General features: G+C 60.1%; 22 protein-coding genes and 1 pseudogene. 16 read left to right on the top strand and 7 right to left on the bottom strand.

The window, feature by feature from the left end; all coding sequences use genetic code 11:
- Window positions 1-179: 179 nt before the first annotated feature.
- Window positions 180-1,568, top strand: coding sequence for an HDOD domain-containing protein (locus tag msub_RS17075; RefSeq protein ID WP_048497351.1), 1,389 nt, complete (start codon window positions 180-182; stop codon window positions 1,566-1,568).
- 8 nt (window positions 1,569-1,576) lie between these two features.
- Here the strand turns inward: msub_RS17075 and msub_RS17070 are convergent, their stop codons facing one another.
- Window positions 1,577-2,281, bottom strand: a complete 705-nt coding sequence (locus msub_RS17070) for an anti-sigma factor (protein ID WP_048497350.1) — start codon at window positions 2,279-2,281, stop codon at window positions 1,577-1,579.
- On the bottom strand, window positions 2,278-2,835 hold the full coding sequence (locus tag msub_RS17065; protein ID WP_048497349.1) for a sigma-70 family RNA polymerase sigma factor: 558 nt from the start codon (window positions 2,833-2,835) through the stop codon (window positions 2,278-2,280). The genes msub_RS17070 and msub_RS17065 overlap by 4 nt, the downstream gene beginning before the upstream one ends.
- A 234-nt stretch (window positions 2,836-3,069) precedes the next feature.
- Between msub_RS17065 and msub_RS17060 the strand changes: the two genes are divergently transcribed.
- The 4 genes from msub_RS17060 (at window position 3,070) to msub_RS17045 (ending at window position 7,134) form a co-directional block, all read left to right on the top strand.
- The gene (locus tag msub_RS17060; RefSeq protein WP_048497348.1) at window positions 3,070-4,554 is read left to right on the top strand and encodes a DUF4331 domain-containing protein; all 1,485 of its coding nucleotides are present in this window, start codon (window positions 3,070-3,072) and stop codon (window positions 4,552-4,554) included.
- Between the two features lie 12 nt (window positions 4,555-4,566).
- A complete protein-coding gene (locus msub_RS17055; RefSeq protein WP_048497347.1) occupies window positions 4,567-4,803 on the top strand; it encodes a hypothetical protein in 237 nt (78 codons plus the stop codon).
- Window positions 4,804-4,888: 85 nt separating this feature from the next.
- The gene (locus msub_RS17050) at window positions 4,889-6,004 is read left to right on the top strand and encodes a tetratricopeptide repeat protein (RefSeq protein ID WP_048497346.1); all 1,116 of its coding nucleotides are present in this window, start codon (window positions 4,889-4,891) and stop codon (window positions 6,002-6,004) included.
- On the top strand, window positions 6,004-7,134 hold the full coding sequence (locus msub_RS17045) for a HupE/UreJ family protein (RefSeq protein WP_048497345.1): 1,131 nt from the start codon (window positions 6,004-6,006) through the stop codon (window positions 7,132-7,134). The genes msub_RS17050 and msub_RS17045 overlap by 1 nt, the downstream gene beginning before the upstream one ends.
- A gap of 27 nt (window positions 7,135-7,161) precedes the next feature.
- Here msub_RS17045 and msub_RS17040 read toward each other — a convergent pair whose 3' ends face one another.
- Both msub_RS17040 and msub_RS17035 read right to left on the bottom strand, forming a co-directional pair.
- The gene (locus msub_RS17040) at window positions 7,162-7,779 is read right to left on the bottom strand and encodes a hypothetical protein (protein WP_048497344.1); all 618 of its coding nucleotides are present in this window, start codon (window positions 7,777-7,779) and stop codon (window positions 7,162-7,164) included.
- Window positions 7,780-7,908: 129 nt separating this feature from the next.
- Window positions 7,909-9,396 (bottom strand): amidase, encoded by a 1,488-nt coding sequence (locus tag msub_RS17035; RefSeq protein WP_227506838.1) that lies wholly within the window; start codon window positions 9,394-9,396, stop codon window positions 7,909-7,911.
- Window positions 9,397-9,448: 52 nt separating this feature from the next.
- Here msub_RS17035 and msub_RS17030 point away from each other — a divergent pair, with 52 nt between their 5' ends.
- Window positions 9,449-10,573: a lysozyme family protein gene (locus msub_RS17030; RefSeq protein WP_048497342.1), complete on the top strand. Its 1,125-nt coding sequence runs from the start codon at window positions 9,449-9,451 to the stop codon at window positions 10,571-10,573.
- A complete protein-coding gene (locus msub_RS17025) occupies window positions 10,564-11,343 on the top strand; it encodes a sulfite exporter TauE/SafE family protein (RefSeq protein WP_048497341.1) in 780 nt (259 codons plus the stop codon). The genes msub_RS17030 and msub_RS17025 overlap by 10 nt, the downstream gene beginning before the upstream one ends.
- Here the strand turns inward: msub_RS17025 and msub_RS17020 are convergent.
- Window positions 11,326-13,674 carry a diguanylate cyclase domain-containing protein gene (locus msub_RS17020; protein WP_082146604.1) on the bottom strand — a complete coding sequence of 783 codons (2,349 nt, stop codon included), beginning with the start codon at window positions 13,672-13,674 and terminating at the stop codon, window positions 11,326-11,328. The two genes, msub_RS17025 and msub_RS17020, sit on opposite strands and share 18 nt — an antisense overlap.
- A gap of 185 nt (window positions 13,675-13,859) precedes the next feature.
- Between msub_RS17020 and msub_RS17015 the strand changes: the two genes are divergently transcribed.
- From msub_RS17015 to msub_RS16975, 9 genes are all read left to right on the top strand, one after another.
- A complete protein-coding gene (locus tag msub_RS17015) occupies window positions 13,860-14,603 on the top strand; it encodes a MotA/TolQ/ExbB proton channel family protein (protein ID WP_048497340.1) in 744 nt (247 codons plus the stop codon).
- The gene (locus tag msub_RS17010) at window positions 14,590-14,985 is read left to right on the top strand and encodes an ExbD/TolR family protein (RefSeq protein ID WP_048497339.1); all 396 of its coding nucleotides are present in this window, start codon (window positions 14,590-14,592) and stop codon (window positions 14,983-14,985) included. The genes msub_RS17015 and msub_RS17010 overlap by 14 nt, the downstream gene beginning before the upstream one ends.
- Before the next feature lie 41 nt (window positions 14,986-15,026).
- Window positions 15,027-15,392: an ExbD/TolR family protein gene (locus msub_RS17005; protein WP_227506837.1), complete on the top strand. Its 366-nt coding sequence runs from the start codon at window positions 15,027-15,029 to the stop codon at window positions 15,390-15,392.
- Window positions 15,389-16,132, top strand: a complete 744-nt coding sequence (locus msub_RS17000; RefSeq protein ID WP_048497337.1) for an energy transducer TonB — start codon at window positions 15,389-15,391, stop codon at window positions 16,130-16,132. The genes msub_RS17005 and msub_RS17000 overlap by 4 nt, the downstream gene beginning before the upstream one ends.
- Window positions 16,133-16,473: 341 nt before the next feature.
- A complete protein-coding gene (locus tag msub_RS16995; RefSeq protein WP_048497336.1) occupies window positions 16,474-17,322 on the top strand; it encodes a formate/nitrite transporter family protein in 849 nt (282 codons plus the stop codon).
- A gap of 65 nt (window positions 17,323-17,387) precedes the next feature.
- Entirely contained in the window at window positions 17,388-19,127 is a 1,740-nt protein-coding gene (locus msub_RS16990) for a bifunctional protein-serine/threonine kinase/phosphatase (RefSeq protein ID WP_048497335.1), read from the top strand.
- A gap of 209 nt (window positions 19,128-19,336) precedes the next feature.
- The gene (locus tag msub_RS16985; RefSeq protein WP_012138318.1) at window positions 19,337-19,855 is read left to right on the top strand and encodes an Hcp family type VI secretion system effector; all 519 of its coding nucleotides are present in this window, start codon (window positions 19,337-19,339) and stop codon (window positions 19,853-19,855) included.
- 85 nt (window positions 19,856-19,940) lie between these two features.
- On the top strand, window positions 19,941-20,288 hold the full coding sequence (locus tag msub_RS16980) for a hypothetical protein (RefSeq protein ID WP_048497334.1): 348 nt from the start codon (window positions 19,941-19,943) through the stop codon (window positions 20,286-20,288).
- 15 nt (window positions 20,289-20,303) lie between these two features.
- On the top strand, window positions 20,304-20,750 hold the full coding sequence (locus tag msub_RS16975; protein ID WP_048497333.1) for a hypothetical protein: 447 nt from the start codon (window positions 20,304-20,306) through the stop codon (window positions 20,748-20,750).
- A gap of 54 nt (window positions 20,751-20,804) precedes the next feature.
- On the opposite strand, the gene msub_RS22405 is transcribed toward msub_RS16975, so the two are convergent.
- Complete coding sequence (locus msub_RS22405) at window positions 20,805-21,887, bottom strand: DUF3387 domain-containing protein (protein WP_264750704.1); 1,083 nt, start codon at window positions 21,885-21,887, stop codon at window positions 20,805-20,807.
- Window positions 21,870-23,929, bottom strand: a pseudogene (locus msub_RS22400) (type I restriction endonuclease subunit R); the annotation flags it as partial. The pseudogene msub_RS22400 and the gene msub_RS22405, both read right to left, overlap by 18 nt.
- Window positions 23,930-23,971 lie beyond the last annotated feature (42 nt).

Genomic DNA, 23,971 nt, shown 5'->3' with positions numbered 1-23,971 from the left:
TCCGGAATGATTCTCACTGTGTGTAGATATCCCTACACAAACGGTTACCTGACACTGGCCATGCCGGTGAACTAAACTTGAATCTCAAAAGAACGTTATCGGCGCGCCCCCATACGATCTGGCCAGAAATTCCCGAGAGACCATCGATAGTGACCAAAAACTCCGAAGTACCATCCCGCATGAACTCAACCCAGGCCTGGGTCACCTATCTCAGCAAAGTGGAACTTCCGGTCCTGGCAAATACCCTGCGCCGCATCGACGAACTGGCGGACAGCCGCAACAGCACCGTCAATGAACTGGCCAACGTCATCCTCAACGACGCCCAGCTCACCTCCCAGGTTCTGCGCCTGTCCAACACCGTGTTCTACAACCAGACCCGGACCCAGGTGAGCACCGTCAGCCGGGCCATCACCCTGATCGGTTTTGACGCCGTGAAATCCATGGCCATTTCCTCACTGATCGTGGACACCCTCCTGCAGCGCAACGACCGCCCACACCTGCTGCGCTGTCTCGCCCGGGCGATCCATGCAGCCGTCCAGGCCCGGTGCCTGATGCCCAAACGCAATGAAACAGCCCTTGAGGAAGTCTTTATCGGGGCGCTGCTGATGAACATCGGTGAGCTGGCGTTCTGGTCCTGCGAGACCGAGCAGGCCACAGAACTGGAGCAGCGGCTTCGGCTGGAGGAGCCCCCGACCGAGGCGCAGAAGGCGGTCTTGCACACGACCTTTACCGAAATCACCCGGGGCCTGGTGGAGGCCTGGTCGCTGGGGCCGTTTATACGGGATGTGGTTTCACCCGGCCAGGCCAACTCCATGGCTTCCAGCCTGGTGCGCCACTCCGTAGAGATGGCAAGGCTGTCCGAGCAGGGCTGGAGCGGTCCCGAGATGGACGCGGTGCTTGAGCAGCTCGGCAAGGACATTGGCGAAAGCCCGGCGGTAATCCGCGACCAGCTCAAGGTGAACGCATCCGAGGCCACGCGCGTTGCCGTTTCCCTCGGCATCCCGCAGGTCACCGCGATGATGCCCGGCGCCGAGCGTAATTCCGGTGACATGGCCGCCAAAGCTCCGGCCATGGACGCGGAACTGCAACTGGAAATTCTGCGTGAGCTGAGCCAGTGCCTGGCCGAGAAGCCCGACATCAATGAAGTCTGTCAGCTGGTGATCGAAGGCATCCACAGGGCGATCGGCATGCAGCGCGTAGCCTTGCTGATGAGCGACCGCACCGGCCAGACCCTGATACCGCGCAAACTCGGCGGCCGGGGCACGGAGGAGTGGCGAAATCATTTCGTCATCCGCAAAGATGGCACCGGCCCCCTTGGCTCCCTGCTACCCCACAGCAGTTGTGCTATCTACCGTCCCGGCACCACCGGGGACGGCGTTGACTTTGACCGCTGGCTCGGTCGGGTACCAGCCCTGATCGGCCCCCTCAAGGCGAACGGTCGTCTGGTCGGGCTGTTCTATGCGGATAACGCAGCCGGTGCCTATGTGCCGTCTGAGCAGCAACTTCGGGCGTTCGGGCACTTTATCCAGAATGCCCAACTGTGCCTGACCCTGATTGCCACCCACTGAGGCTGGCGCTACAACTCGTAGAGCCGGGCGACGTGCAGAATCGGGCCAGTGGGTGCGCCGGTGGGTGAGCCGCCACGGGGCTCCAGGCTGATCGCCAGAGTGCGACTGCGGGCCAGCGCGGCCCGGGCTGCATCCGAGAGGGTCACCTGATGCACGCCCCCTGCCGGGATCACGCCTAATGACAGGGGCGGTCCACTCTCGGGCACGATCCAAAGCTCATAATCCTTACCCGTTGCCGCGGCATCCGCGGCAACAGAACGAAGTTTCAGCAGGTTGTGGCTACCGGACTCGCTGACCAGCCAGAGCGGGTCGTCGACATTAGCCTGCACGATGGCTCCCGATAGCTGAGCTTCCTCCAGTCGGGAAGCCGGCTGCTGAACCAGCAGGACGGCAAACAGGATGGCAGCGCCCGTTGCCGCCAGGCTCCAGCCAGGCCAGAGCCAGCGGAGCCCATTCTTCCCGGCGACGGCTTCCGGTCGTGGCGGCACCGGCCAAAGGCGACGTTCAATCGCAGACCAGGCCGACATCGGCGGGGTTTCAGGCGGCACTTCTTCCGACAGCTGGCCGAGCCTTTCCTCCCAGTACCAGACTTCCTGCCGAACCCGGCCTGACTCCATCATCCAACGTTCAAAACGACGCCGGGCCGGTCCTTTCAGGGAACCCAGGACGTACTCCGCGGCCAGTACTTCCACTCGCTCAGATGTCTTTTTCATCGTTCAAGGCACCGCTTCAATGCCATCAGGCCCCGGCGCACCCAGCTTTTCACCGTACCGATCGGTGAGCTCAAGGCCTCCGCCAGTTCGTCATGGGTAAACCCCCGGTAATAGGAAAGCAGGATGCTATCCCGTTGCGCATCACTTAACTCCTCCAGGCACCCCGTCAATTGCGCTGAGCCGGCATGGCGCAAGGATTGGTCGAGGGGGCCCGCACGCTGATCCTCCAAGTGCTCCAGACAATCATCGCCGGCCGTTTGCCGGGCCTTTCTGGCGCGCATAAGATCCAGCGTGCGATAGCGGGCTATGGTCATCATCCAGCCCAGGGGTGTGCCCCGGTCACGGTGGTATTCACCGGCGTTATGCCAGATCTGAATGAAGGCTTCCTGCAACGCCTCCTCCGCCAGTTCCCGCTGGCCCGCCAGCTTCAGGCACAAGCCAAACATGCGTGCAGCAATCTGCCCGTACAGCTCCTGAAATGCCTGCCGGTCCTGCCGGGCAACTGACACCAGAAGGCGCATCAATTGATCCTGGTTCACATCGCTGGACGTCATAGCGCTTCCCGTTGTTGTGTTCATCTCTTACCCACAGTTGTACGAAGCATTGACCGCCAAAGATGCAACTACGGCGGTTGTCTCCGGATTTGCGCTCAGGCTGCCAGTCGTTTCCGGAAGGTGGAGTTGGCCTGTCACGGTCGGTGGTATGGGAATTTTTCGCCCAACTGCATCTTTTCCCACGAACGGCGCGTTACCTCCTTGGTAACACCCACACAAGAAGAGGAAAACGGAATGAATACCATCCTGAAACGCTCCGGCCTCGCAGTTGCGGTCGCCAGTGTCTGCCTCTCCGCCGGCCTGGGCCATGCCTCGAGTCACCGGGAAGCGCCTTTTATCACCAAAATGCCGAAAGTCGACGGCACCGATTTCTACATGTTCCGCAGTTATGAAACGGGCCGTGGCGGTTTCACCACGCTGATTGCCAACTATCTGCCACTGCAGGACGCCTATGGCGGACCCAACTACTTCGACCTGGATGACGACGCCGTCTACGAGATTCACGTAGACAATACCGGCGATGCATTGGAAGACCTGACCTTTCGGTTCCAGTTCGAGGACAGGCTCAACGACATCCAGTTGCCCGTCGGCCCCGATGGCAACAAGCAAATGGTGTCGGTTCCCCTGAAGAATATCGGCGACGCCACCGTCGATGGCAACGTGCAGTTGCAGCAGACTTATACCGTTGAAGTAATTCGGGGTGATCGCCGAGACGGCACCGTCCAGATTGCCACCAACGCGACGACAGGCACCGAGACCTTCGAAAAGCCCCTGGACAACATCGGTAGCAAGTCGTTCACCGACTATGCCAGCTACGCCAGCCAGCACGTGTTTGAAATTGCGATTCCGGGCTGTGGTACCAACGGCCGGGTGTTTGTGGGCCAACGCAAGGAAGCCTTCGCGGTGAACCTTGGCGAGATTTTTGACCTGGTGAACACCAATCCGCTGGGCGCCCGCAATGCCGAAGGGCCGGGAGACCTGGCCGATAAGAACGTGACCTCCTTTGCCCTGGAAGTGCCCACCGGATGCCTGACCGGCACCGCCATGAACTCCAATGGCCAGCCGGTTATCGGCGCCTGGACCACTGCCAGTGTCCGCCAGGCAAGAATCATCAATCCCGCGCCCAGCGCCAATGGCAAAGGCGCCACCGTCGAAGGCGGAGCCTTCACGCAAGTATCCCGCCTGGGCATGCCTCTGGTGAACGAGGTGGTGATTGGCCTGAAGGACAAAGACCGGTTCAATGCCAGCGAGCCGAAGGACGACGGTCAGTTTGCCACCTATGTCACCCACCCGACACTGCCGGAACTGCTCGAAGTGCTGTTTGGCGTGACTGCGCCCAACAACTTCCCGCGTAATGACCTGGTCACTGCCTTCCTGACAGGCATCCCCGGCGTCAACATGCCCGAAGAGGTGACTGAGGCCGAAATGCTGCGCCTGACCCCGGCCGTTGCGCCAACCCCGCTCGACAACCAGTCGGACCTAGGTGTACTCGGCGGCGACAATGCGGGCTTCCCCAACGGCCGCCGTCCCTATGACGACACCGTCGATATCGCCCTGCGGGTTGCCATGGGCGTATTGGCAGATCCTGCAGACGCACCCGATGGCAGCCTGGCCTACACCGACGGGGTTCAGCTAGCCGCTGATCCAGCTACCTTGCCGGCGGATTACGAGGCGTTTCCGTACCTGGCCACACCCATTCCCGGCTCACCCAACGACTAAGAGGAAACGGCCATGTCCGCCACCGCAAAAATCGCAATGCTGGGTGCTGCTGCATTGCTTCTCACGGGCTGTTTTAACGACTCGGACAATTCGGGCAACAGCCCGGATCCCGCGGTCGATTTTACCGCCTTCGTGAAAGCCCAGTTCGCACGGACCAGCGCCACCGCCGAGCCGGCCAGCGTCAACAACGTGGACCTGAGCTTCAATGACCAGAACAACCCGCAGGCGTTCGATGACCTGCTTCAGTAAGAGGCGTGAAAGCCGGCCCTGCCGTTGTCCAGGGCCGGCGTCTTCCACCCCTGCCCTCCGTGGCAGGGCTTTTTGGTTCAGTGCCATGCTGGTACTGGTTGTGCCGGTTCCGCTCAGCGCCGCCCCGGAGCCCATCCAGACCGATTTCCTCGACGATCGCGTGCTCGCGGAACTGCCGGCGTCCGTACCTCCGGTGATAACCGGGCGGGCAACCGCACAGCAAGCTGCCGAGACACTGAAGACACTGATTTCAAAGGCCCGAAGCACGGGTGACCCCCGATACCTCGGTTACGCCGAGACGCTCATCGGTCGGTGGCCCGACCAGCAACTGACTGACCAGCTCCTGGTGTTAAGGGCAACGCTGAGGCAGAGTCTCCACCAGTTTGCCGCCGCCCGGGCGGATCTTGCCCGGGTTCTGTCTCGCGCTACCGACATCCGTCAGCGTATTCAGGCCCGTCTCACCCTCGCCAACCTGGAGCTGGTTCAGGGCCGTTACCCGGAAGCCCGGCAACAATGCCAGGCATTGCGGGCCGTGTATCCCGGGCTGATCGCGCAGAGCTGCCTCGCCCAGGTAGCCGCCAGAACCGGCAGCGCGGAACAGGCCTACCTGACCCTGAAGCGGCAGGTACACGCGGCAACCAACACCGGCGCCGCCGACCGGACAAGCCGACTCTGGGCCGAAGGTACTCTGGGCGATATGGCCGCCCAGGCAGGCCTGCGGAGCGCTCCGAGGCATTGGCAAGCCGTCCTTTCTATCAACCCGGATGACCTGTATATCCGTGCCCAACTCGCGGACTGGTACCTGGGCCAGGGTGATTTTGATGCGGTGTTGGTGCTCACCCGGGGCTACGAGGCTGTTGATAGCCTGGCGGTAATCCAGGCGATTGCCATGACGGAACTGGGCCATACCGAGGCCGATGAGCTGAACCGGCGTCTGCGACAGAGATTCGCGGAAGCCCGGTGGCGCGGAGCAATGCTGCACAAACGGGATTTCGCGCGGTTCCAGTTGGATGTTGAACGCCGGCCCAAAGTGGCCCTGGATATTGCCCTGGAGAACTGGCAAAGCCAGCGAGAACCCCTGGACACCCGTCTGGTGCTCAGAGCCGCTCTTGCAGCGAACAATACCCGGAAACTGACACAGGTGCTGGACTGGCTCACTCGACATGGCCAGGTGGACGCCCGTTATCCGGAGATCAGGTAATGGCAGGTTTAAAGATGCTTGGCCATGCTCTCGTGACAGTTGCCCTGGCCCTGGTTTCCAGCGTTGCCATGGCGCACAAGGCCAGCGACAGTTTTCTGTACCTGGACAACGGGCCTACCGAGCTGCGGCTTGATGTGGCTCTCCGGGACCTGGCACTGCTGGTGCCACTGGACCGCAACGAAGATCGCAAGGTTTCCGGGCACGAACTGCGCCAGGCACGGCCGGCCATCACCCGCGTCGTCGAGTCCGCCCTTGTACTGGCCAATACCAGTGGTCACTGCACACTGACAGGTGAGCGCTGGGGCATCAGCAGCCACAGCGATGGCACCTATGCCGCCGCCCGCTACCGCATCGAGTGTGCGGATGGCAAGCCACCGGCGACACTGGAGTACACCCTGTTGTTTGACCGCGACGCTCTCCATCGGGGCCTGGTCCGCATCGGTACCGGCGAACAGGCCAGGCTGGCAGTTTTGGGCCCGGACTCACGGCGGCTCGATCTGTCGCTGGCCGATGGACCGGGCAGTTTCAGCGTGTTCATGGACTTCATCCAAGAAGGTATCGCGCATTTGCTGATGGGGCTCGATCACCTCCTGTTCCTGCTGGTACTGGTTATTCCCGCCACTCTCCCTGCGCGCGTTGGTCAAGCCGGAGGGCAGACAGACCAACCGTTTCGGGCCAGGTTGCTGGAGCTTGCGGGCATTGTCACTGCTTTCACTCTGGCCCACTCGATTACCCTGGCGCTGGCGGCACTGGAGATGATAAGTCTACCCATCGCCTGGGTGGAAACTGCGATTGCGTTGTCGGTTGCCGTGGCAGCCGTAAATGTCGTCTGGCCGGTGCTGGGTCGGAAGACCTGGAAGCTGGCGTTCGGATTCGGGCTGGTGCACGGGGTCGGGTTTGCCAGTGTTCTGGGCGACCTGACGGGTGGGGTGTCCGGCCTGGCCGTGGCACTGGCCGGTTTCAACATCGGTGTGGAGCTTGGCCAATTGGGGCTGCTGGTCCTCGGATTTCCGGTTCTGTATCTGTTGGGGCAGTACCCACTCTACCAGCGGGGTCTGGTCCCGCTGGCTTTAGTTGTAGTGGCCGCTGTCAGTCTTTACTGGGTAATCCAGCGGGCGCCCGTGCTCTGAGCGCCTGCTGGTTCAACCCAGTTCCGCTCAGTGCAACGCGCGCAGTTGCCGGGGATAGAGTGCAGCGCTCACTTCCGGCTCTTCCAGCAGGTCTGCCAGCTCGAGATCCACATCGGTTTCCGCGCCTTCTTCCGGCAGCGGCTCAAACAGTGTGCTCAACCATGAGGTAACCGAAGGCGCTTCATCACGCTTGTAGTCGGTGGACAGCGCCTTGATGCGGCGGAAGCCGATGATGCGCTGGTGCTTGGGATCGCGAATCTGTTCAAACCCCCGCCAATAGACATGATCCCGGGTGTGCAACTGCACAAACAGGGTGTCGATCGGGCCGTCGGAGTCGTCAGCGCTGTCGGATTCGTCCAGGGCGGCTTCAGGGGCTGCCTCGACGTCCGGCTGGGGTTTCTTGTGGCGAATGGTGGTCCAGGCGGGATAGAGCACGGCCACGGCATCCGCTTCCACATGCTCGCGGGCAGCGCGGAGGATCAAACCCCAGCGGGCCTTGTCGGCATCGGTTTCAAGGGAATTGATGGGCAAGTCGTAGCTTTGTTCGCTGGACAGGACAATGGCCATCATCGGGGCATCAAGCTCCCCCATGGCCTCGGCCTGTGCTACTGATACCAGTTCGTCGATTGCCATCGGTTGGTTCATAATACGCTCGCCTCCTCGATGCCATCAGGGTCTTTCAGGAAGAAAGGGTCTTCCTGTCTGACAGCATAGCCTGTTCCGCCTACAAAGATAAACGTGGAGTTTGCCAGCTCAGATCACAACCCCGGCAATTCAGAATGCTTCCTCAAGCCGTTCGTAGTTGCTGAACCAGGGGCTGGCCTCTTCCAGTTGCGCCGCCAACTGGAGCAATACGGCTTCGCCACCATGGGGGGCACCGAACTGTACACCGACAGGCAAACCGCTGTCGGACCAGTGCGTGGGCATCGACATCGCCGGGGTTCCGGTGAGGTTGGCCAGTTGGGTAAAGGGCGTGCGGGCCAGGCTTTCCATGGCCATCTGGTCCACCTGGCCTGAACGATGCACCAGCTTGCCGGCGCTAAGCCTGAGCATCAACCGGGCGGCGAGTTTCAGATGGGGTGGCGTCTCCAGCGCCCCGATGGCGGCCGGCAACTGCGCGGTGGTCGGGCTCAGGTAGAGATCAAAGCGCCCGAAAAAGTTCCCCAGGGCACGGGCAAACTCGTTCCACTGCTGGCGCCGACGGACGTAGTCCGAGAGCGGCATGGACTCTCCCAGCATGCCGATCAACCGGGTATCCAGCTCGAAATCACTGTCGGTGGCGCCAAACTGTTCCCTGGCTTTGGCCATCAACGCCGACACCTCACCGAAGTACAGACCCAGGTAGCAGCGGGCCAGGGCCATGCCGTCAAGCTCCGGGGCCGCATACTCCACCTTGTGGCCCAGGTTCTCCAGCACCCGGGCGGTTTCCTCCACTGCCGCCACACACTCGGGCGCCACTTCGGTGTTATAGGGCGAGGCCGTGAAAACGCCGATGCGCAAACTGCCCGGTGACTTCTGCATCAGATCGGCATAGGCCGCTTCCGGCGCCGAAATCCGGAACGGGTCGCCAGCAGCCGGGCCGCTGAGCACATCCAGCATGGCGGCGCTGTCTCTCACGGTGCGGCTGACCACGTGATCGGTTGATGCGCCGGTCCAGGCTTCGCCCATAAAGGGTCCGGAGGAGATACGCCCCCGGGAAGGCTTCAAACCAAACAGGCCATTGTAGGCCGCCGGAATCCGGATCGAGCCGCCACCATCGTTGGCACCGGCCATGGGTACGATGCCAGCTGCCACCGCTGCGCCGGAGCCGCCACTTGAGCCTCCGGGGGTGAGCCCGGTGTTCCAGGGGTTGCGGGTTGCTCCCCAGAGCTCGGATTCTGTGATCGCTTTCAGACCGAACTCGGGGGTTGCGGTTCGCCCCAGAATAACCAGCCCGCCCTGCCTGGCCCGGCGAACAAACTCGGAATCCACGGGCGCTACGTTCTTTTTCAGCCCCCGGCTGCCATAGGTACACGGATGGCCCGCCTGCTCCTGAGCAAGATCCTTGAGCAGCAGAGGCACGCCGGCAAACACCGACTGCCCGGGAAAACTTTGACCAAGGGCTTCGGAAAACTGCGGGTAACAGATGGCATTGAGCTTTCCGTTCACGCGGGTTGCCCGTTCCACGGCTGCCTCGCATACTTCCCTTGCGCTTACCTCGCCCCGTCGGACAAGATCAGCGAGCGCAGTGGCGTCGTAACGGAGATACTCGGATTGCTTCATGGCGGGTTCCATTTGTTATTGTGTGCTCGGACAATTCACGGATATAACGCTTATGGTCAGAATTCTCAAGAGCTTACGCCAGCTGGCCTGTCTTTTCATCCTGACAGTACCGGCAACCGTGGTGGCCCAGGACTCTGCTAACGCGCCGGCGGCCCGCGACTGGACCGGCATTGTGCGGGCGTCGCCCTACTGGGTCAGCCAGGGCGTATTCCAGAACATTCTGACCATCCGGCGCTGGGTGCTGAACGAATCCGGCTACTGCAGCACTCCGGACCGGCACATCCTGTTCGACATGCGCGGCCGGTTTCTGGCCTGGATCAGTGATGGTGATGACCGGGAGGCCACACAGCGCCTGCTCAATGAAACCCGGCAAGCACTGCATAAAAAGGGCAAGGTGGACACCTGGCTGGCTGGCGAGGCCGGCGAAACCGGCTACCCGTTTGCCCTGTCCTGTGATCAACCCCACGTCAACCTCGATGAAGCAGTGGCCCGCTATCTGGGCACCCGGCCTGCCGACCGGATCTGGGGCGCCTGGGATGACCTGTCGTTCGCCACCCCGGAACAGCCGGGGGCGCTCCACGAGGCACTGCTGTATGTCGTCCGCCACCGCAACAATCAGAACCGTTTGTCCTTGCCCGAGGGGCTGCCCCGGTATCTGGCCGGCCAGATCCTGATCGAAAGCGGCGCCCAGGCCAGGGCTCACTCCACCGCAAACGCCCGGGGCATATTGCAGCTGTCGCCGGCGGCCCTGGGCGACTGCCAGATCGCGCCGGACAATTTCTGGCACCGACTGGTGCAGATCGACTGCGCCCTGCGCCTGATGGACCAGAACGCCCGCAATCTTGAGCCGGCATTTGACCAGCGTTTCGGCCACCTGCCTGAGGACAAACGGAACCGGCTATTCACCCTGTTGCTGATTCAGGCGTATCATGGCGGCGTCGGACGGGTTCAGGCGCTGCTGGAAGACCCGATTCTGTCGGAGCCGGCACAGTACTTCGCCGAGAACCACGAACGATTTACCGCCGGCGATATTGCCTTCGGCCTGATCTTCCACAACCTGGGGCGTGACAGGCTGGGGCTTGCCTCACTGTACTACGTGGCCGATGTGCAGTTGGCCGCCGAAAAGCTCTGCAACATCGCACGCCTTGAATCAACGGACTTCTGTGAATGGAAATAGCCCTGGCTCCGAGCCACCTGATCCCGGAAAGCCTGAGCCTTTCTGTTGCACTTTTCCTGCTGGCCAGCTCTACAATCACCTCCCTGATTACAGCCAGCCTAGGTGCCGGCGGCGGGGTATTGTTACTGGTGCTGATGGCGACATGGATGCCACCGGCCGCGATCATTCCGGTTCACGGAATGATCCAGTTGGGCTCCAACGTCGGTCGCGCCGCGCTGACCTGGCGGCACGTGGACTGGCGGGTGATCGCGGCATTTCTGCCCGGGGTTATTGTCGGCGCCGCCCTCGGCGCCTGGCTGCTGGTTAACCTCCCGGCGCACGTCTGGCAACTGACCATCGCCCTGTTCGTGCTCTATCTCTGCTGGGGGCCGGCGCTGCCCAAAGGCGCCTTCGGCCCGCCCGGCGTGTTTCTGGCCTCGGCACTGACCAGCTTTGTGAGCCTGTTCGTCGGTGCCACCGGGCCCCTGGTGGCGGCCTTTATCAAACAGATTCATGTGGATCGATTCCGAACCGTGGCAACCTTTGCCACCGCCATGACGCTGCAGCATGCCCCCAAGGCACTGGTGTTCGGCCTGGCCGGGTTTGTCTTCCTGGAATGGTTGCCGTTCATACTCGCCATGATTGCCTGCGGATTTGTCGGCACCTTGCTCGGTCTGCATGTGCTGAAGTCGCTGAGTAACCGCTGGTTCAGCCTGACCTTCAACCTGGTGCTCACTGCCCTGGCCATTCGCCTGCTGTGGCAGGCCAGCGTCTCAGCGGGCTGGTGGTGACGGTACCACGACAACGGCGTTGCGGCCCTGGGACTTGGCGATGTAGCAGCCCTCGTCTGCCCGGGCCATGGCCTCCCGGGGCCCCTTGTCTTCCGGCGACAGCTCAGTCAGGCCGATGCAGGTAGTGACACCGAACGACCGGCCATCCTGCTCTATTCTCAATGCCTCGACCGCAGCCCGGATTTTCTCCGCAAGCGATTCTGCGCGCGCAAGCCCGCAAGCGGGCAGGATGATGCCAAACTCATCACCCCCGAGCCTGGCAACGGTATCGGACTGGCGAACCGAGTCCCTGAACAGCTCCGCGAGCCGGCGCAACAGGTCGTCGCCCAGCAGATGCCCGCCGGCATCGTTGACCGGCTTGAAGTGGTCCAGATCAATCAACATCAGCACAGAGCTTACCGTCTGGCGTGCGGAATCCCCCAGGCACTGAATCAGGGAGGCATTGAACGCACGGCGGTTGAGAAGCTGGGTCAGGCTGTCGTGGGTGGCTTCCCAGGACAGCCGCTCTTCTTCCCGGCGCCGGTCGCTATCATCCCGCAGGACAAAGACCAGCCGCTCATCCTCGCGCCCCCTGCGAATGTGCAGCATGGTCAGATCGATATCGAAGCATTCCCCACCATGATTCCGGAGCGTGACATAAAGGTTGTCCAGATCCTCGCCGGCGAGAAAATGCTCCCGGGTCAACGCACCGTCTTTGGTCTCAATGGTGATCAGCTGGAAAAAGTTGCGCAGTATGCATTCGCCTTCGGTGCCGAGGAACCGGCCGGCGGCGTCATTGGCATACCGGATGACGCCACTGGTATCGACCATCAGGACCCCCTCCTGGAGCACGCCAAGAATGGTATCCGCCCGCTGCTGCTCATCCCGCAGGGCCTCTTCCACTTCCAGCTCGTGCGAGATGTCCCGGACAACAGTAATGGTACCCAGGGCTTTTTCCGGCGTCTGGATCGCCGCGGTCATCACATCGGCCCAGACCAGTCGCCCGGAATCCCGGGTCGCCAGCCGTATCCTGCTCCGGAAGATACTTTCCTTCCGAATGGCCTCTTTCCATCCGGCCACCGCCGTCTCCCGGTCTGCCTCCTGCACCCGGCTGGCCAGATAGGTCTGGGTGAGTTCCTCGGAGGGGATTCCGATAATGGCCTCAAAGGCCGGATTGGCAAACTCGATCCGTCCGAGAACGTCGGTCTGGACAATCCCTATGGGTGCACTCTGGGTCAGCGAGCGGAAGAAGGCTTCCCGCTCAGCCAGCGAGATAAGTACTTCCTCCCGTTCATCCATGACGGTATTGAAGATTTCCGCCACCTGGCGGATCTCGGTTCCGCCGGACACATCGACCGGCTCCGAGCGCATTCCGAGGTGACGCTCACGAATCTGGTCGCCCAGCACCCTAAGCGGTGCCATCAGTCGCCGGAAGCGCCAGAAGGCGAGCGGGCCGATCAGCAGGATAACCGCAAGGAGCATCCAGATGAACGCATCAATGGTTCGGGTGATCGGGGCATAGGCTTCCCGCGCCGGCCAGGCCGCTGCCACGAACCAGGGGGCCTGGCTCAGTTGCTGCACTGACATGATCACCGGTTCGCCGGCTCGGTTGCTGGTTTGCACGGTGCCTTCGAAACCCTGCATGGCGTCCAGCAGAACCGGATTGGCCACCCGAACCGGGGTCATGACCTCACCGCGGCCACCGTGGGCCACCGTGACCCCGGTCCGGGTAATCAGCCTCAGGTTACCGGTCTTACCGATCTTCAGATTGATGAATTCCGCCATGAAGTTATCGCCATCCAGCAGGATGGCGCCGCCGATCATTCCGATAAAGTGCTGGTGATGGTCGAACACCGGTGCCGCCAGCATGATGGCGGGTTTGTCCTGATAGTTTGATCTGTAGGGTTCACTGATGACCGGCGCCAGTGTCGAGGAAACCTGCTTGAAGTACTCCCGGCCACTGATATCCAGGCCGGTTTGGTGAAAGGCTTCCGGAGACTCCGCCAGGACCCGGCCTTTCTCGTCCATCAGGTAAACACCGTCAAACATGTGTCGCAAGGCGATTTGCCGGCGAACCAACAACCGGGCGCGGGAATCCAGAGCCTGGGCCGACATGGTGAAACTGCCGGCAACGTGATTGAGGGTCTCAAGGCGCAGGGCCAGCTTGCTATCAAGCTCGCCGGCCACCAGGTCGGCGATGGTCTCCACCTGATTGCGGGCCTGCTGCTCAAGCTCCGAACGGCTGAGCTGGGAACCGGCAACTGTTACGAGCAGTGCGGAAATAATGATTCCGCCGACCACCAGGGCAACCGCCCGGTTAACCAGGCTGCGAAACCAGCGCTTGATCAGCACAACAACCACACCCCCGGCTGAGCCCGATAACCCGTGATGACTTCCCCCTCCTGCAGTATGCCGTTTCACTTCTTAAAACTGACTTAATTCTAACAAAGCCTGTGGTGATGTCAGGTTACCCACTTGAAATTCCAATGCGAATCGTTATTATTTAGATCCAACAAACTCCCAATCAAGAGCATGCCATGACCGACATTGCGCCCAACCTGACAAACAACGCCTTACTGGCACAACTCATGGAAATGGGTGGCCCGGTCATGGTGGTGCTTCTGGTGATTGCGCTGTTCGGGCTCATCGCCTTTGTATACCTGATGCTTCTGGGGACACTCTACGCACCCCGGCTGAACGGCACACTTAAAAAAATCGTAATCCGCTGGCAACAGGACCCCGAGGCGGTGTCCCCGGCCGCCATGATTGAGCGGGCGGGCCGCTGGGGCCGGCTGAATCCGTTGCTGCACCTGGTCAGCAACACCATGACGGCGCTCAGGGCCCGACAGGACTCCGGCAAGATTCGCGAAACCGCCACCCGGGATGCCCAGCAGGCCCTTGAACCCTTCGAGGCACCGCTGAAAGTCATTGAAGTGATCGCCGCCCTGGCACCCTTGCTGGGCCTGCTGGGAACCGTACTGGGCATGATGGAGGCCTTCAGCGCCATGGCCGCCGCCGAAGGACGCGCTAACGCAAGCCAGCTCAGCGGCGGTATCTATGAGGCTCTGGCCACTACCGCCGCCGGCCTGGTTGTTGCCATCCCCTTCGCCGCCCTGGCGGCCTGGGTGGAATTCCGACTGCGCCGCATCCACCAGACCATCAACAGCACGCTGGTTTCGATTTTCAGCGTGGCAGCCGAGCGGCAGACCGCCGCCGAGGCCGACACCCAGCACTCAACCAACCATGCCAGTCGCCCCCGGTTTGCCCATGCAACTGGTTGAGCCCCGGCCCCAGCGGCCGATTCCGATTCGGATAACGCCACTGATCGATGTGGTGTTTATCCTGTTGGTGTTCTTCATGCTCACCAGCCGGTTGCTGCCGGTGGACTATCTGGAGCTGGCCAACAACACGTCGGCAAGCCGCCAGGTGGCCGGCAACCCCCTGCCTCTGCTCACAGTGACAGCCGACGGCCGGATACAGTGGCAGGGCAAGGCGCTGACGGTGCACCAACTGACGTCAGAACTGGCCGGGTCCGGCATTACCGAGGCCAACCTTGCGACAGTGCCGAACGCGACCCTCGGTGCCTTCACGCGAACGCTCAGTGCCCTGACGGAAAGCGGCATTGAAGTCCACTGGCAACGACCGGCCGGCACGTCACCATGAACCATCTGGCTCCTCCACCTTTCACCTCGGGAAAATCGCTGATGGCGCGGGTTGAAGACGCCCTTCTGCCACTGATCAACCTGGTGTTCCTGCTGCTGATGTTCTTTATTGTTGCCGGAGAACTGGCGGACGAGCCGCTACCCGAGTTGCCGGCGACCACCAGAGCTCCGGAACGGCAGGCGCCTCAGGCAGACCTGGTGGTGGACGCCAGGGGCAACTGGCTGGTTGCAGGAGCAGCGCTAGGCAAAGCTGGCCTGCTTGATCGGCTACCCCCACCGCAGACGCAGAAACCACTGAAAATCGCCGTTGACCGGGGCATCGCCATGGCAGAGCTGGAAGTTCTGATGAAAGTGCTGGAGCAGGGCGGCTACTCAGAGGTCTTGCTGCTGACGGAGCCTGGCGAATGATTACAGGCCACCGGATTTCCAAATCAGCCCTGTTAGTTCTGGCCAGCGTGCTCACGCTGGGAAGCCTTGTGCTGGCGGCACCCGACAGGACGGTGACGCTCAATACGCCTGGAGACGCCGCCATCAACACCCAACCGGCCATCCGCATCCGGCTCGCCGGCACAACGGCAGCCGGGCCACCGCGCGCAGCAAAGCCCGTTGCGAAAACCACGCCCGAACCCCGGCAAGAGCTCAGGCCAGAGCCAGAGCCAGAGCCAGAGCCAGAGCCAGAGCCAGAGCCAGAGCCAGAAAGCGTGGCGGCAACACCCGAGCCGACGCCACCCCCCTCGCCGCAGGAAACCCGCCAGCCTGCCACAGAGCCGAAAGCGGCCACGCCGACAGTTGCGGAAACGGACCTCGCCCCAGCCGAGCCCCAGGCCACCGTAGCACTGCAGAACGCCGGCCAGCGCTCCGGGGTCGATAGCTACCTGAGCCGGCTCAGCCGCCACCTTGCGCGCTTCTATCAGTACCCGCACCGGGCCAGACGGCTGGGTCAGGAAGGCACTCCGGTCATCGCCTTTGAGTTCCGGCGTGACGGCACCCTGGTCGCCGACCGCCTGAAAATCGGTTCGGGCCATGAACTGCTCGACGAAGCCGCGCTGGCCATGCTTCGACAGGCGGCGCCCCTGCCCGAGGTGCCCCGGGAGATGACCGGAACGCGCTTCCGGTATGTTCTTCCCGTCCGCTTCAGCCTGCGCTGACAACGCCGAAGCAGCACTGCGCCAAGGAGCAGCACGGCCTGCCCGGTACGCACTGATCAGGTGCGCAGGCGCTTCCAGCTGTACGATTCCGGCAGCGTCGACAGCCCCGACGGTTTTTTAAACTTATTGAATTTACGACCCTTTTCGGAATAAAAACGACCCTGGCACGGTCTCTGCTATTACCAGAATCAACGGGACCAATGTCGGTTCTGTTCACAGCAAACGATTCATTCAGACGACGGCGTCTGGTTGCACCTGCAGATTGCAGGGTGCAGGCAGCGCCGTTTTTTTGTGGCCAGTCCACCGGGTTGGTTATCAGGCTTAGGTCAGAGGAACACACTATGTCTTACATTGTGCCTTCAGAGTTCGTCACCAAAATGGTTGACGCAGGCGAATCTAAAATCTACATGTCTACCCGGGACACGCTTATCCGGGCTTTCATGGCCGGGGCGATCCTGGCCCTGGCAGCGGCTTTTGCCATCACGGTCGCCGTCCAGACCGGCGTATTCCTGATCGGCGCCGTGCTCTTCCCCATCGGGTTCTGCATGCTGTACCTGATGGGATTTGATCTGCTGACGGGCGTCTTCATGCTCACGCCCCTGGCACTGCTGGACAAGCGTCCGGGCGTGACACCCGCCGCGATCCTCCGCAACTGGGGCTGGGTGTTTCTTGGCAACCTTGGTGGCGCGCTGACCGTTGCCCTGATGATGGCGTTTATCTTCACCTACGGATTCAGCACCGACCCGGGCGCAGTTGGCGCCAAGATCGCCAGCATTGGTGAAGCCCGTACCCTGGGTTACGCCGAATACGGTGCGGCCGGCTGGGCCACCATTTTCATCCGCGGCATGCTCTGTAACTGGATGGTGTCCATGGGCGTGGTTGGCGCCATGATCTCCACCAACGTCACCGGTAAGATTCTGGCGATGTGGATGCCGATCATGCTGTTCTTTTTCATGGGCTTTGAGCACTCCATCGTCAACATGTTCCTGTTCCCCTCCGCGATCATCATGGGCGGTGAGTTCTCGGTGATGGACTACCTCTGGTGGAATGAGATTCCGACGGTGCTTGGCAACCTGGTCGGCGGCATTGCGTTCACCGGTCTGACCCTGTACACCACCCACGTGCGGACTGCGCCGAAGCGCAAGGTTCCGGGCGGCTTCAACGATGCAGCCCTGGCCCGCTCCAACTGAGCCAGGCAGTTCGGCACCTCCGGCACCCGCCGGCGGTGCCTTTTTCTTCCGGACGGACACCCCGTGTGACAACGGCAAACGCGCTTTCCATCTCAGCCGGCCAGCATTCAGCAGCCGGTAAAAAACCGGTGAACCAGGACTTTCACGGCCTGCTGATACCGGATAACCATCAACTGTTGACCAAGGGCATCGCGGTGGCCATCGCCGATGGCGTGAGCTCCAGCAATGTCAGCCAGATTGCCAGTGAATCCGCCGTTGCCGGTTTCCTCAGCGATTACTTTTCCACGCCCGACAGTTGGTCCGTCAAACAGTCTGTCCAGCGTGTGTTACGCGCAACCAACGCCTGGCTCTATGCCCAGACCCGGCAAAGCCAGTATCGCTACGACCGGGACCGGGGTTACGTGTGCACCCTGAGTGTGATGGTGCTGAAATCCGCAACCGCTCACATTTTTCACGTCGGTGATGCCCGCATCTACCGGGTTCATTCCAGGCAACTGGAGCTCCTGACCAACGATCACCGGCTGTCATTTTCTCCGGAAGACAGCTGCCTGACCCGTGCCATGGGGCTCGGGGACCGGTTGGACATTGACTACCAGACTCTGCCAATCCAGCCGGGTGATACCTTCCTGCTGACGACGGACGGTATTCATGAACACCTTGACGACCGCACCATGGCCGCGATCATCCGGGAAGCCGGCAATGATCTGGACGCCGCGGCCCGCCGTTTGTCCGCCACCGCACTGGCACAGGGCAGCAGTGACAACCTGACCGCCCAGGTAATCCGTATTGACTCGGTGGCCGAGGAGCCTGAAAGCAATGAGTTGTTCCAGCATCTCGCCGGACTTCCGTTCGCACCGGAGCTTCAAGCCGGGCAGAGTCTGGACGGCTACCGGATTCTGCGACAGATACACGCCAGCAGCCGCAGCCACGTTTACCTGGCCGAGGATGAAGCCAGCGGGCAGGCCGTGGTCCTGAAGCTGCCCTCCATGGAGCAGCGGCATGACCCGGTCTACCTGGAGCAGTTTTTCACCGAGCAGTGGATTGCCCGGCGGCTCAACAATCCCCATGTGGTGCGCCCCTTTGCGCCGGGCCGGAAACCCGGGTTTCTGTATCTGGCCACGGAATTCGCCGATGGCTGCACGCTGCGGCAATGGATGCTGGACAATCCGGCCCCGGAACTCGAGACCGTGCGCAAACTGGTGGAACAGATTGCCAGGGGACTGCGGGCCTTCCACCGGCTCGAAATGGTGCATCAGGACCTGAAACCCGAGAACGTGCTGGTGGATGCCCACGGCACGGTTACCCTGATCGATTTTGGCGCCACCCGGGTGGCCGGCCTCCAGGAATCCGACATCGCGGATGACCAACCAGGGCCAAGGGGCGCTGCTCTGTACAGCGCTCCGGAGACGTTCCTGGGGGAGCCCGGCAGGCCCGAATCCGACCAGTTCTCGCTCGGGGTGATCACCTATCAGTTGCTGACCGGTCGCCTGCCCTATGGCGCGGAGGTTCCGAAGTTGCATGGTCCGGGCCAGCTTCGACGTCTTGCCTATCAATCCGTCAGGCTGTTTCGTGAAGACGTGCCCGGCTGGGTTGATGACGCCATCGAGAAAGCGGTTCATCCCCTGGCTCACAAACGCTACCCGGCCCTTTCAGAGTATCTGTACGACCTACGCCATCCCGGTAAAGACTGGCACCTTCGCAGCCGGCCGCCACTGATCGAGCGCCACCCACTCGCCTTCTGGCAGGGCCTGTCCGGCCTGCTGTTACTGGCCCTGCTGGCCTCGCTCGCCTTCACCTGGAATTGAGACCACTCGGGCAATTTCTTGCTCCACCAGCAATCCTTCGCCCGGTGCCCGGGCCCGGAATTGCCTGCCGGCAGTGCGGCGACCGCCGAAAAAGAATCAACCCTCTGTTTTCACTCAAGTTCTTTAACCTGGCACGGGCTTTGTAACCATCACAGCCGTCCAGGGAACACCCCGGGGACATCATTCATTCACAAGTCATGGAGCAGACTATGCCAACTCCTTGTTATATCAGCATCGAAGGCCAGACCCAGGGCAACATCACTGCCGGCGCGTTCACATCCGATTCCGTAGGCAACATCTACGTTGAAGGTCACGAAGACGAAGTGCTGGTCCAGGAATTCAGCCACGTTGTTACCGTACCCACCGACCCCCAGTCCGGGCAGCCTTCCGGACAGCGTGTCCACAAGCCGTTCAAGTTCACTTCCGCCCTGAACAAGGCCACGCCACTGATGTACAACGCCCTGGCGTCCGGCGAAATGCTGCCGAAGGTGGAACTGAAGTGGTACCGCACCTCCGTTGAGGGCAAACAGGAGCACTTCTTCTCCACCATCCTCGAAGATGCCACCATCATCGACATCCAGTGCAACATGCCGCACTGCCAGGACGCAGCCAGCGCCGACTTCACCCAACTGGTCACGGCTTCCCTGTCTTACCGCAAGGTGACCTGGGAGCACGCCGTTGCCGGTACCTCCGGTGCCGACGACTGGCGTTCGCCGATCGAGGCGTAAGTCGATCCGCAGTGAGCGGAATAGACGCTCCGGAGACCAAAGGGTCTTCGGAGCATCAGCTTCAGAGCTTCAAGGAACGAAGAGCATGAGCGACTCAATTACTGAGAATGATGTTGATATCATTCAAGCAATCATCCGGTCATTCTATGGGCAAGGCAATGCCCGTCTGTTTACATCATCCACGATTACAGATGAAACTATTGTCAAAGTAGTAGAGTTATTGGCAGAAACGGAAGACTGCAGCACTTGGATTGACGCAGTTCCCAGCCCGCAGGATTTGCTTATGCCCGCCAATAAACTAAGAAAGTGGGGTCTGCGAATCATCAGAAAGTCCGGAGAGCCCTTTCTCACCGGCAACGTGCGCATTAACATAATGTGCAAGCGGTTCCGCGCTGCGCAATTCAAACCAGCTATAATCGACTCTTTAAATTAAACAGGGATGTGTTTCATGAAAGCGCTCATGGCGTGCGGGATTTTTTTGATCAGCCTGATCTCAGGTTGTGCTGCTCTTTATCAACAACCCACCGAGTTTCGCACTTCCAATGGCATAATTTTCAAACTCAACAGCAGACAGTTTGACACAGTCGATATCCAACCTCTTGAGACACAGCTGTGGCGAGAATCAAAATTGGTTGGCTCTGTAATAACGGTAGAAACCAACCCAGAGTTCTCAACAGCAATGGGAGAGGTTCGACAGGGCTATCGGGAAGCGCAGAAATCCTCTGGTGTCGTGAGGGAACTGGATTTGGGCGAAGGAGTCTATGGGTTTTCCGCGACTATAAACAGCTACACCACTGCATTTATCGCCACATCGACACACCCGTCTGCATGGATCACTATCAGTACTGATGAGAACATTTTTGACGACGTTTTATCCACTTTAACGGTCAACTAGAGGCAGCGAAGACAGCCGATTTCGGCATTCGGGATGCCAAAAGTGATCTAAAACTTACGCAACCCACTTCCGACCACTAGCCGCGAACTCCACGACCAGTTCGAAAACGTTGTCGCACTTCTCCTTGAATGCCACACGGTCGTAGCTCTCCGGCAGGTCTTTATCCAGAACTTCCTCAATGGCAGCCTTCACCGCACGCTGAGTCTGACCATCCTTCCACCAATCCTGAACCAACACTTTGGGATGGCCTTCCAACAACCGAATGATCAAGTCCTTTGCCGCCAGCTTTACTCGCTGCTCCTCGGCCTTGGTGAGTTTGTCCCTTTTCAACAGGTCAAAGATTTCCAGCTCATCCTCGCTGAGCCCCTCACGAATATGCCGTTCTGATTCTTCACGAATGTTGCCAACGTACTGAACCAGATCTTCATAGTACGCATCTGCAGAGGAGCTTCCGGAATTGTACTTGTCGATGATCTCCTGCAACCGTTGAGCAAAGTCGGTGCGGGTGTGGTTCTGTTCCAGAAGCTGTTGCAGTTTGTCTTCGATAAAGGCACGAAGCTCTGCGATTTCAATGTGTTTGTACTCGGCTTTTTTGAAATCTTCCCGGAGCTTGTCGTAGTTGATCTTGCTCAGATCCCAGCCTTGGCCTTTCTGGACAATCTCATATTCCGCCCGGTGCTCCTTGATGTTAAAAGCCTCGGCGTTATCGACCACCACGCTCTCGTCCAGCAGCTCCGAAATCTTCTGACTGACTTCATCAATATCAGCTTGCTCCACCAGTGCATCCACTACGCCTCGGAGGTACTGGATCGCCGCAATCCGCTGATTGTCATGTTGCCGGAAGATCTCCGGCTTACAGGCCTCATACAGCGCCGTCACCGTGTTCTCATACCCGTTAAACTGCTTGCGCCAGTCATCGTTGCTCAGGAGGGTATCGGCTGCCTGGTTAAAGAAGCCGATATTCTTGAAGGTATCCTGCTTCTCAAACACCGTATTCATCTCGATATCCCGCTCCCGGCAAAACTCGAGTGTTTGGGCAATAGCATCATCGAGTAATTCAAAAAGCTCAGACTTCTCCTGAACGGGCTGCTCCTCACCATCCGCGCCCTGCGCATAGTCTTTCAGTGCTTTGCGCATATTGCGGAACACATTGTAGTAATCGACGATTTCGCCGTTCTTCTTCTCTACCAAATCACCGCTGTGCCCCTTGATTCGGTATGAAGCTACCCGGTTGGCACGGGCAATGGTCTGCATCAGGGTGTGGCCCTTCATGGGCTTGTCCAGGTAAAGCGTTGATACGGTGGGCGCATCAAACCCGGTTAGCCACATGGCGCACACAAACACCAGTTGCAGAGGGTGCTCCGGATCTTTGAAGTTGTACTCCACGTCGTGCATGCGCTCATCAAGCTGCTCCAGGCGCTTGATATGGGGCTTGATATCCAGGCCCTGCTTCTCGAACTTTTCCTCATCAGCCTTCGGATCACTGATGACCACGGCCATCTCGACCGTTTTCATGTAATCCCGGATCTTTTTGAAGCGGGCCTTTTCAACGTCGTTGCTCGACTCTTTGATCAGCTTCAGCAGGCGCTTCTGTTCATCCTTCCAGTGCTGCTGCACCTTGTCGTACATGCGCACAGCGGTGAACTTGTCCAGCGTGATGACCATGCCCTTGCCCAAGTAACCGCGGCGGGGAAAGTGGTACACGATGTCGCGAGCAATGGTATCCAGGCGGTCGTCCCGCTTGATCACTTCCAGTTCACGGGCGTACTTTTTCTCCAGCTTTTCCTGCTGGGCTTCGTCCAGATTTTCGTCTTCCAGCAGTTCGTAGAACTCATCCCCCAGATCGTCGTTCTGGATCAATACCTTTGGCACCCGTTTCTCATAAAACAGCGGCACGGTGGCGTTATCTTCCATCGCCTGCTGGAAGTTGTACTCGGACACGTAATCGCCAAACCAGCTGTTGGTCTTGCGATCACGACCCAGCAGCGGCGTACCGGTGAAAGCGAGGAAGTGGGCACCTTCCAGGCCTGCCCGCATGTTCTCGGCAAGGTTCTTGTACTGGGTGCGGTGAGCCTCATCCACCATGACGATGATTTCCCGGTTTTCCTTGTCCGGGTCAAACAGGCGCGGGTACTTGCGCCCCTTGTCGTACCGGAACTTCTGGATCAGGGTGAACACCACCTTCTTGTTCTGACCCAGGAACTTGCGCATTTCCTCGGCGTTGGCCGGCTGGGCAGCATCCTCTTTAAGAACCGTTTCCATATTGAGGAAATTCCGGTAGATCTGACCGTCCAGATCCTGACGATCAGTCACCACCACAAAACTGAAGTTGCCCGTGGCTTTCCGGAAAATCTTGCGGGCGTAGAAAATCATTGAAAAGCTCTTGCCCGATCCCTGGGTGTGCCAGAACACTCCCAGTTTGCCATCGTGTTCCCGACGATTCAGGAAACGCTTATAGGCGTTGTTCACCCCCAGGAACTGGTGATTCTGGGCAATGATCTTGGTTTCGCCCTTATGGAAGAGGATGAAGTTCTCGACGTAGTCCAGCAGGCGGGACTTTTCGCACAGGCCATCGGCAGCATGTTCCAGGCTGGTGGCCTGCTCGGTAATTTCCTTGCGGTTTACCGCCTCCTTCTCGCTCTCCACCCGGAACCAGTTAAAGAAGTGTTCCCAGCCAGCCGTGAAGCTGCCCACCCGGGTTTCCAGCGCGTTGGACAGCACACAGAAGGCATTGCAATGGAACAATTGAGGAATGTCGTGCCGGTAACTGCGAAGGTTATCCTCGAAGGCATTGCGCAGCCGCACGTTGGAGTTTTTCAGTTCGATGAAGACCAGAGGCAGCCCGTTAAGGTACAGGATGACATCCGGGCGACGGTAGGCAGCTTTGGGAGCCTGGCCCACCGACTTGATCCAAAGCTGGGAGACCGCCAGCCAGCGGTTTTTTTCGGGTCATCAAAATGGACCAGCCGGACTTTCTCGTGCTGTTTGATGCCCCGCTCATCATCAAACTGTACGGGCACGCCATCCCGGATCAGGTCATACAGTTCGCGGTTCGCGGCAATCGGAGACATGGCCGCTCGCCGTTCCATGATCCGCTCAATGGCTTCATCGATCTTACTTTCGGGGATGTCTGGATTCAGATCGGAGCAGGCTTTTTTTCTCAACCGGAAAAACAACATCGCGTTTATCGGCACGGTGAGAGCCATCGTTCAGTTCTTCCG

Origin of the sequence: Marinobacter subterrani, from assembly GCF_001045555.1 — a bacterium.
GTDB lineage: Bacteria > Pseudomonadota > Gammaproteobacteria > Pseudomonadales > Oleiphilaceae > Marinobacter > Marinobacter subterrani.
Note: the sequence above shows the minus strand (reverse complement) of the source record. Positions and strands in the feature narration are given on the sequence as shown.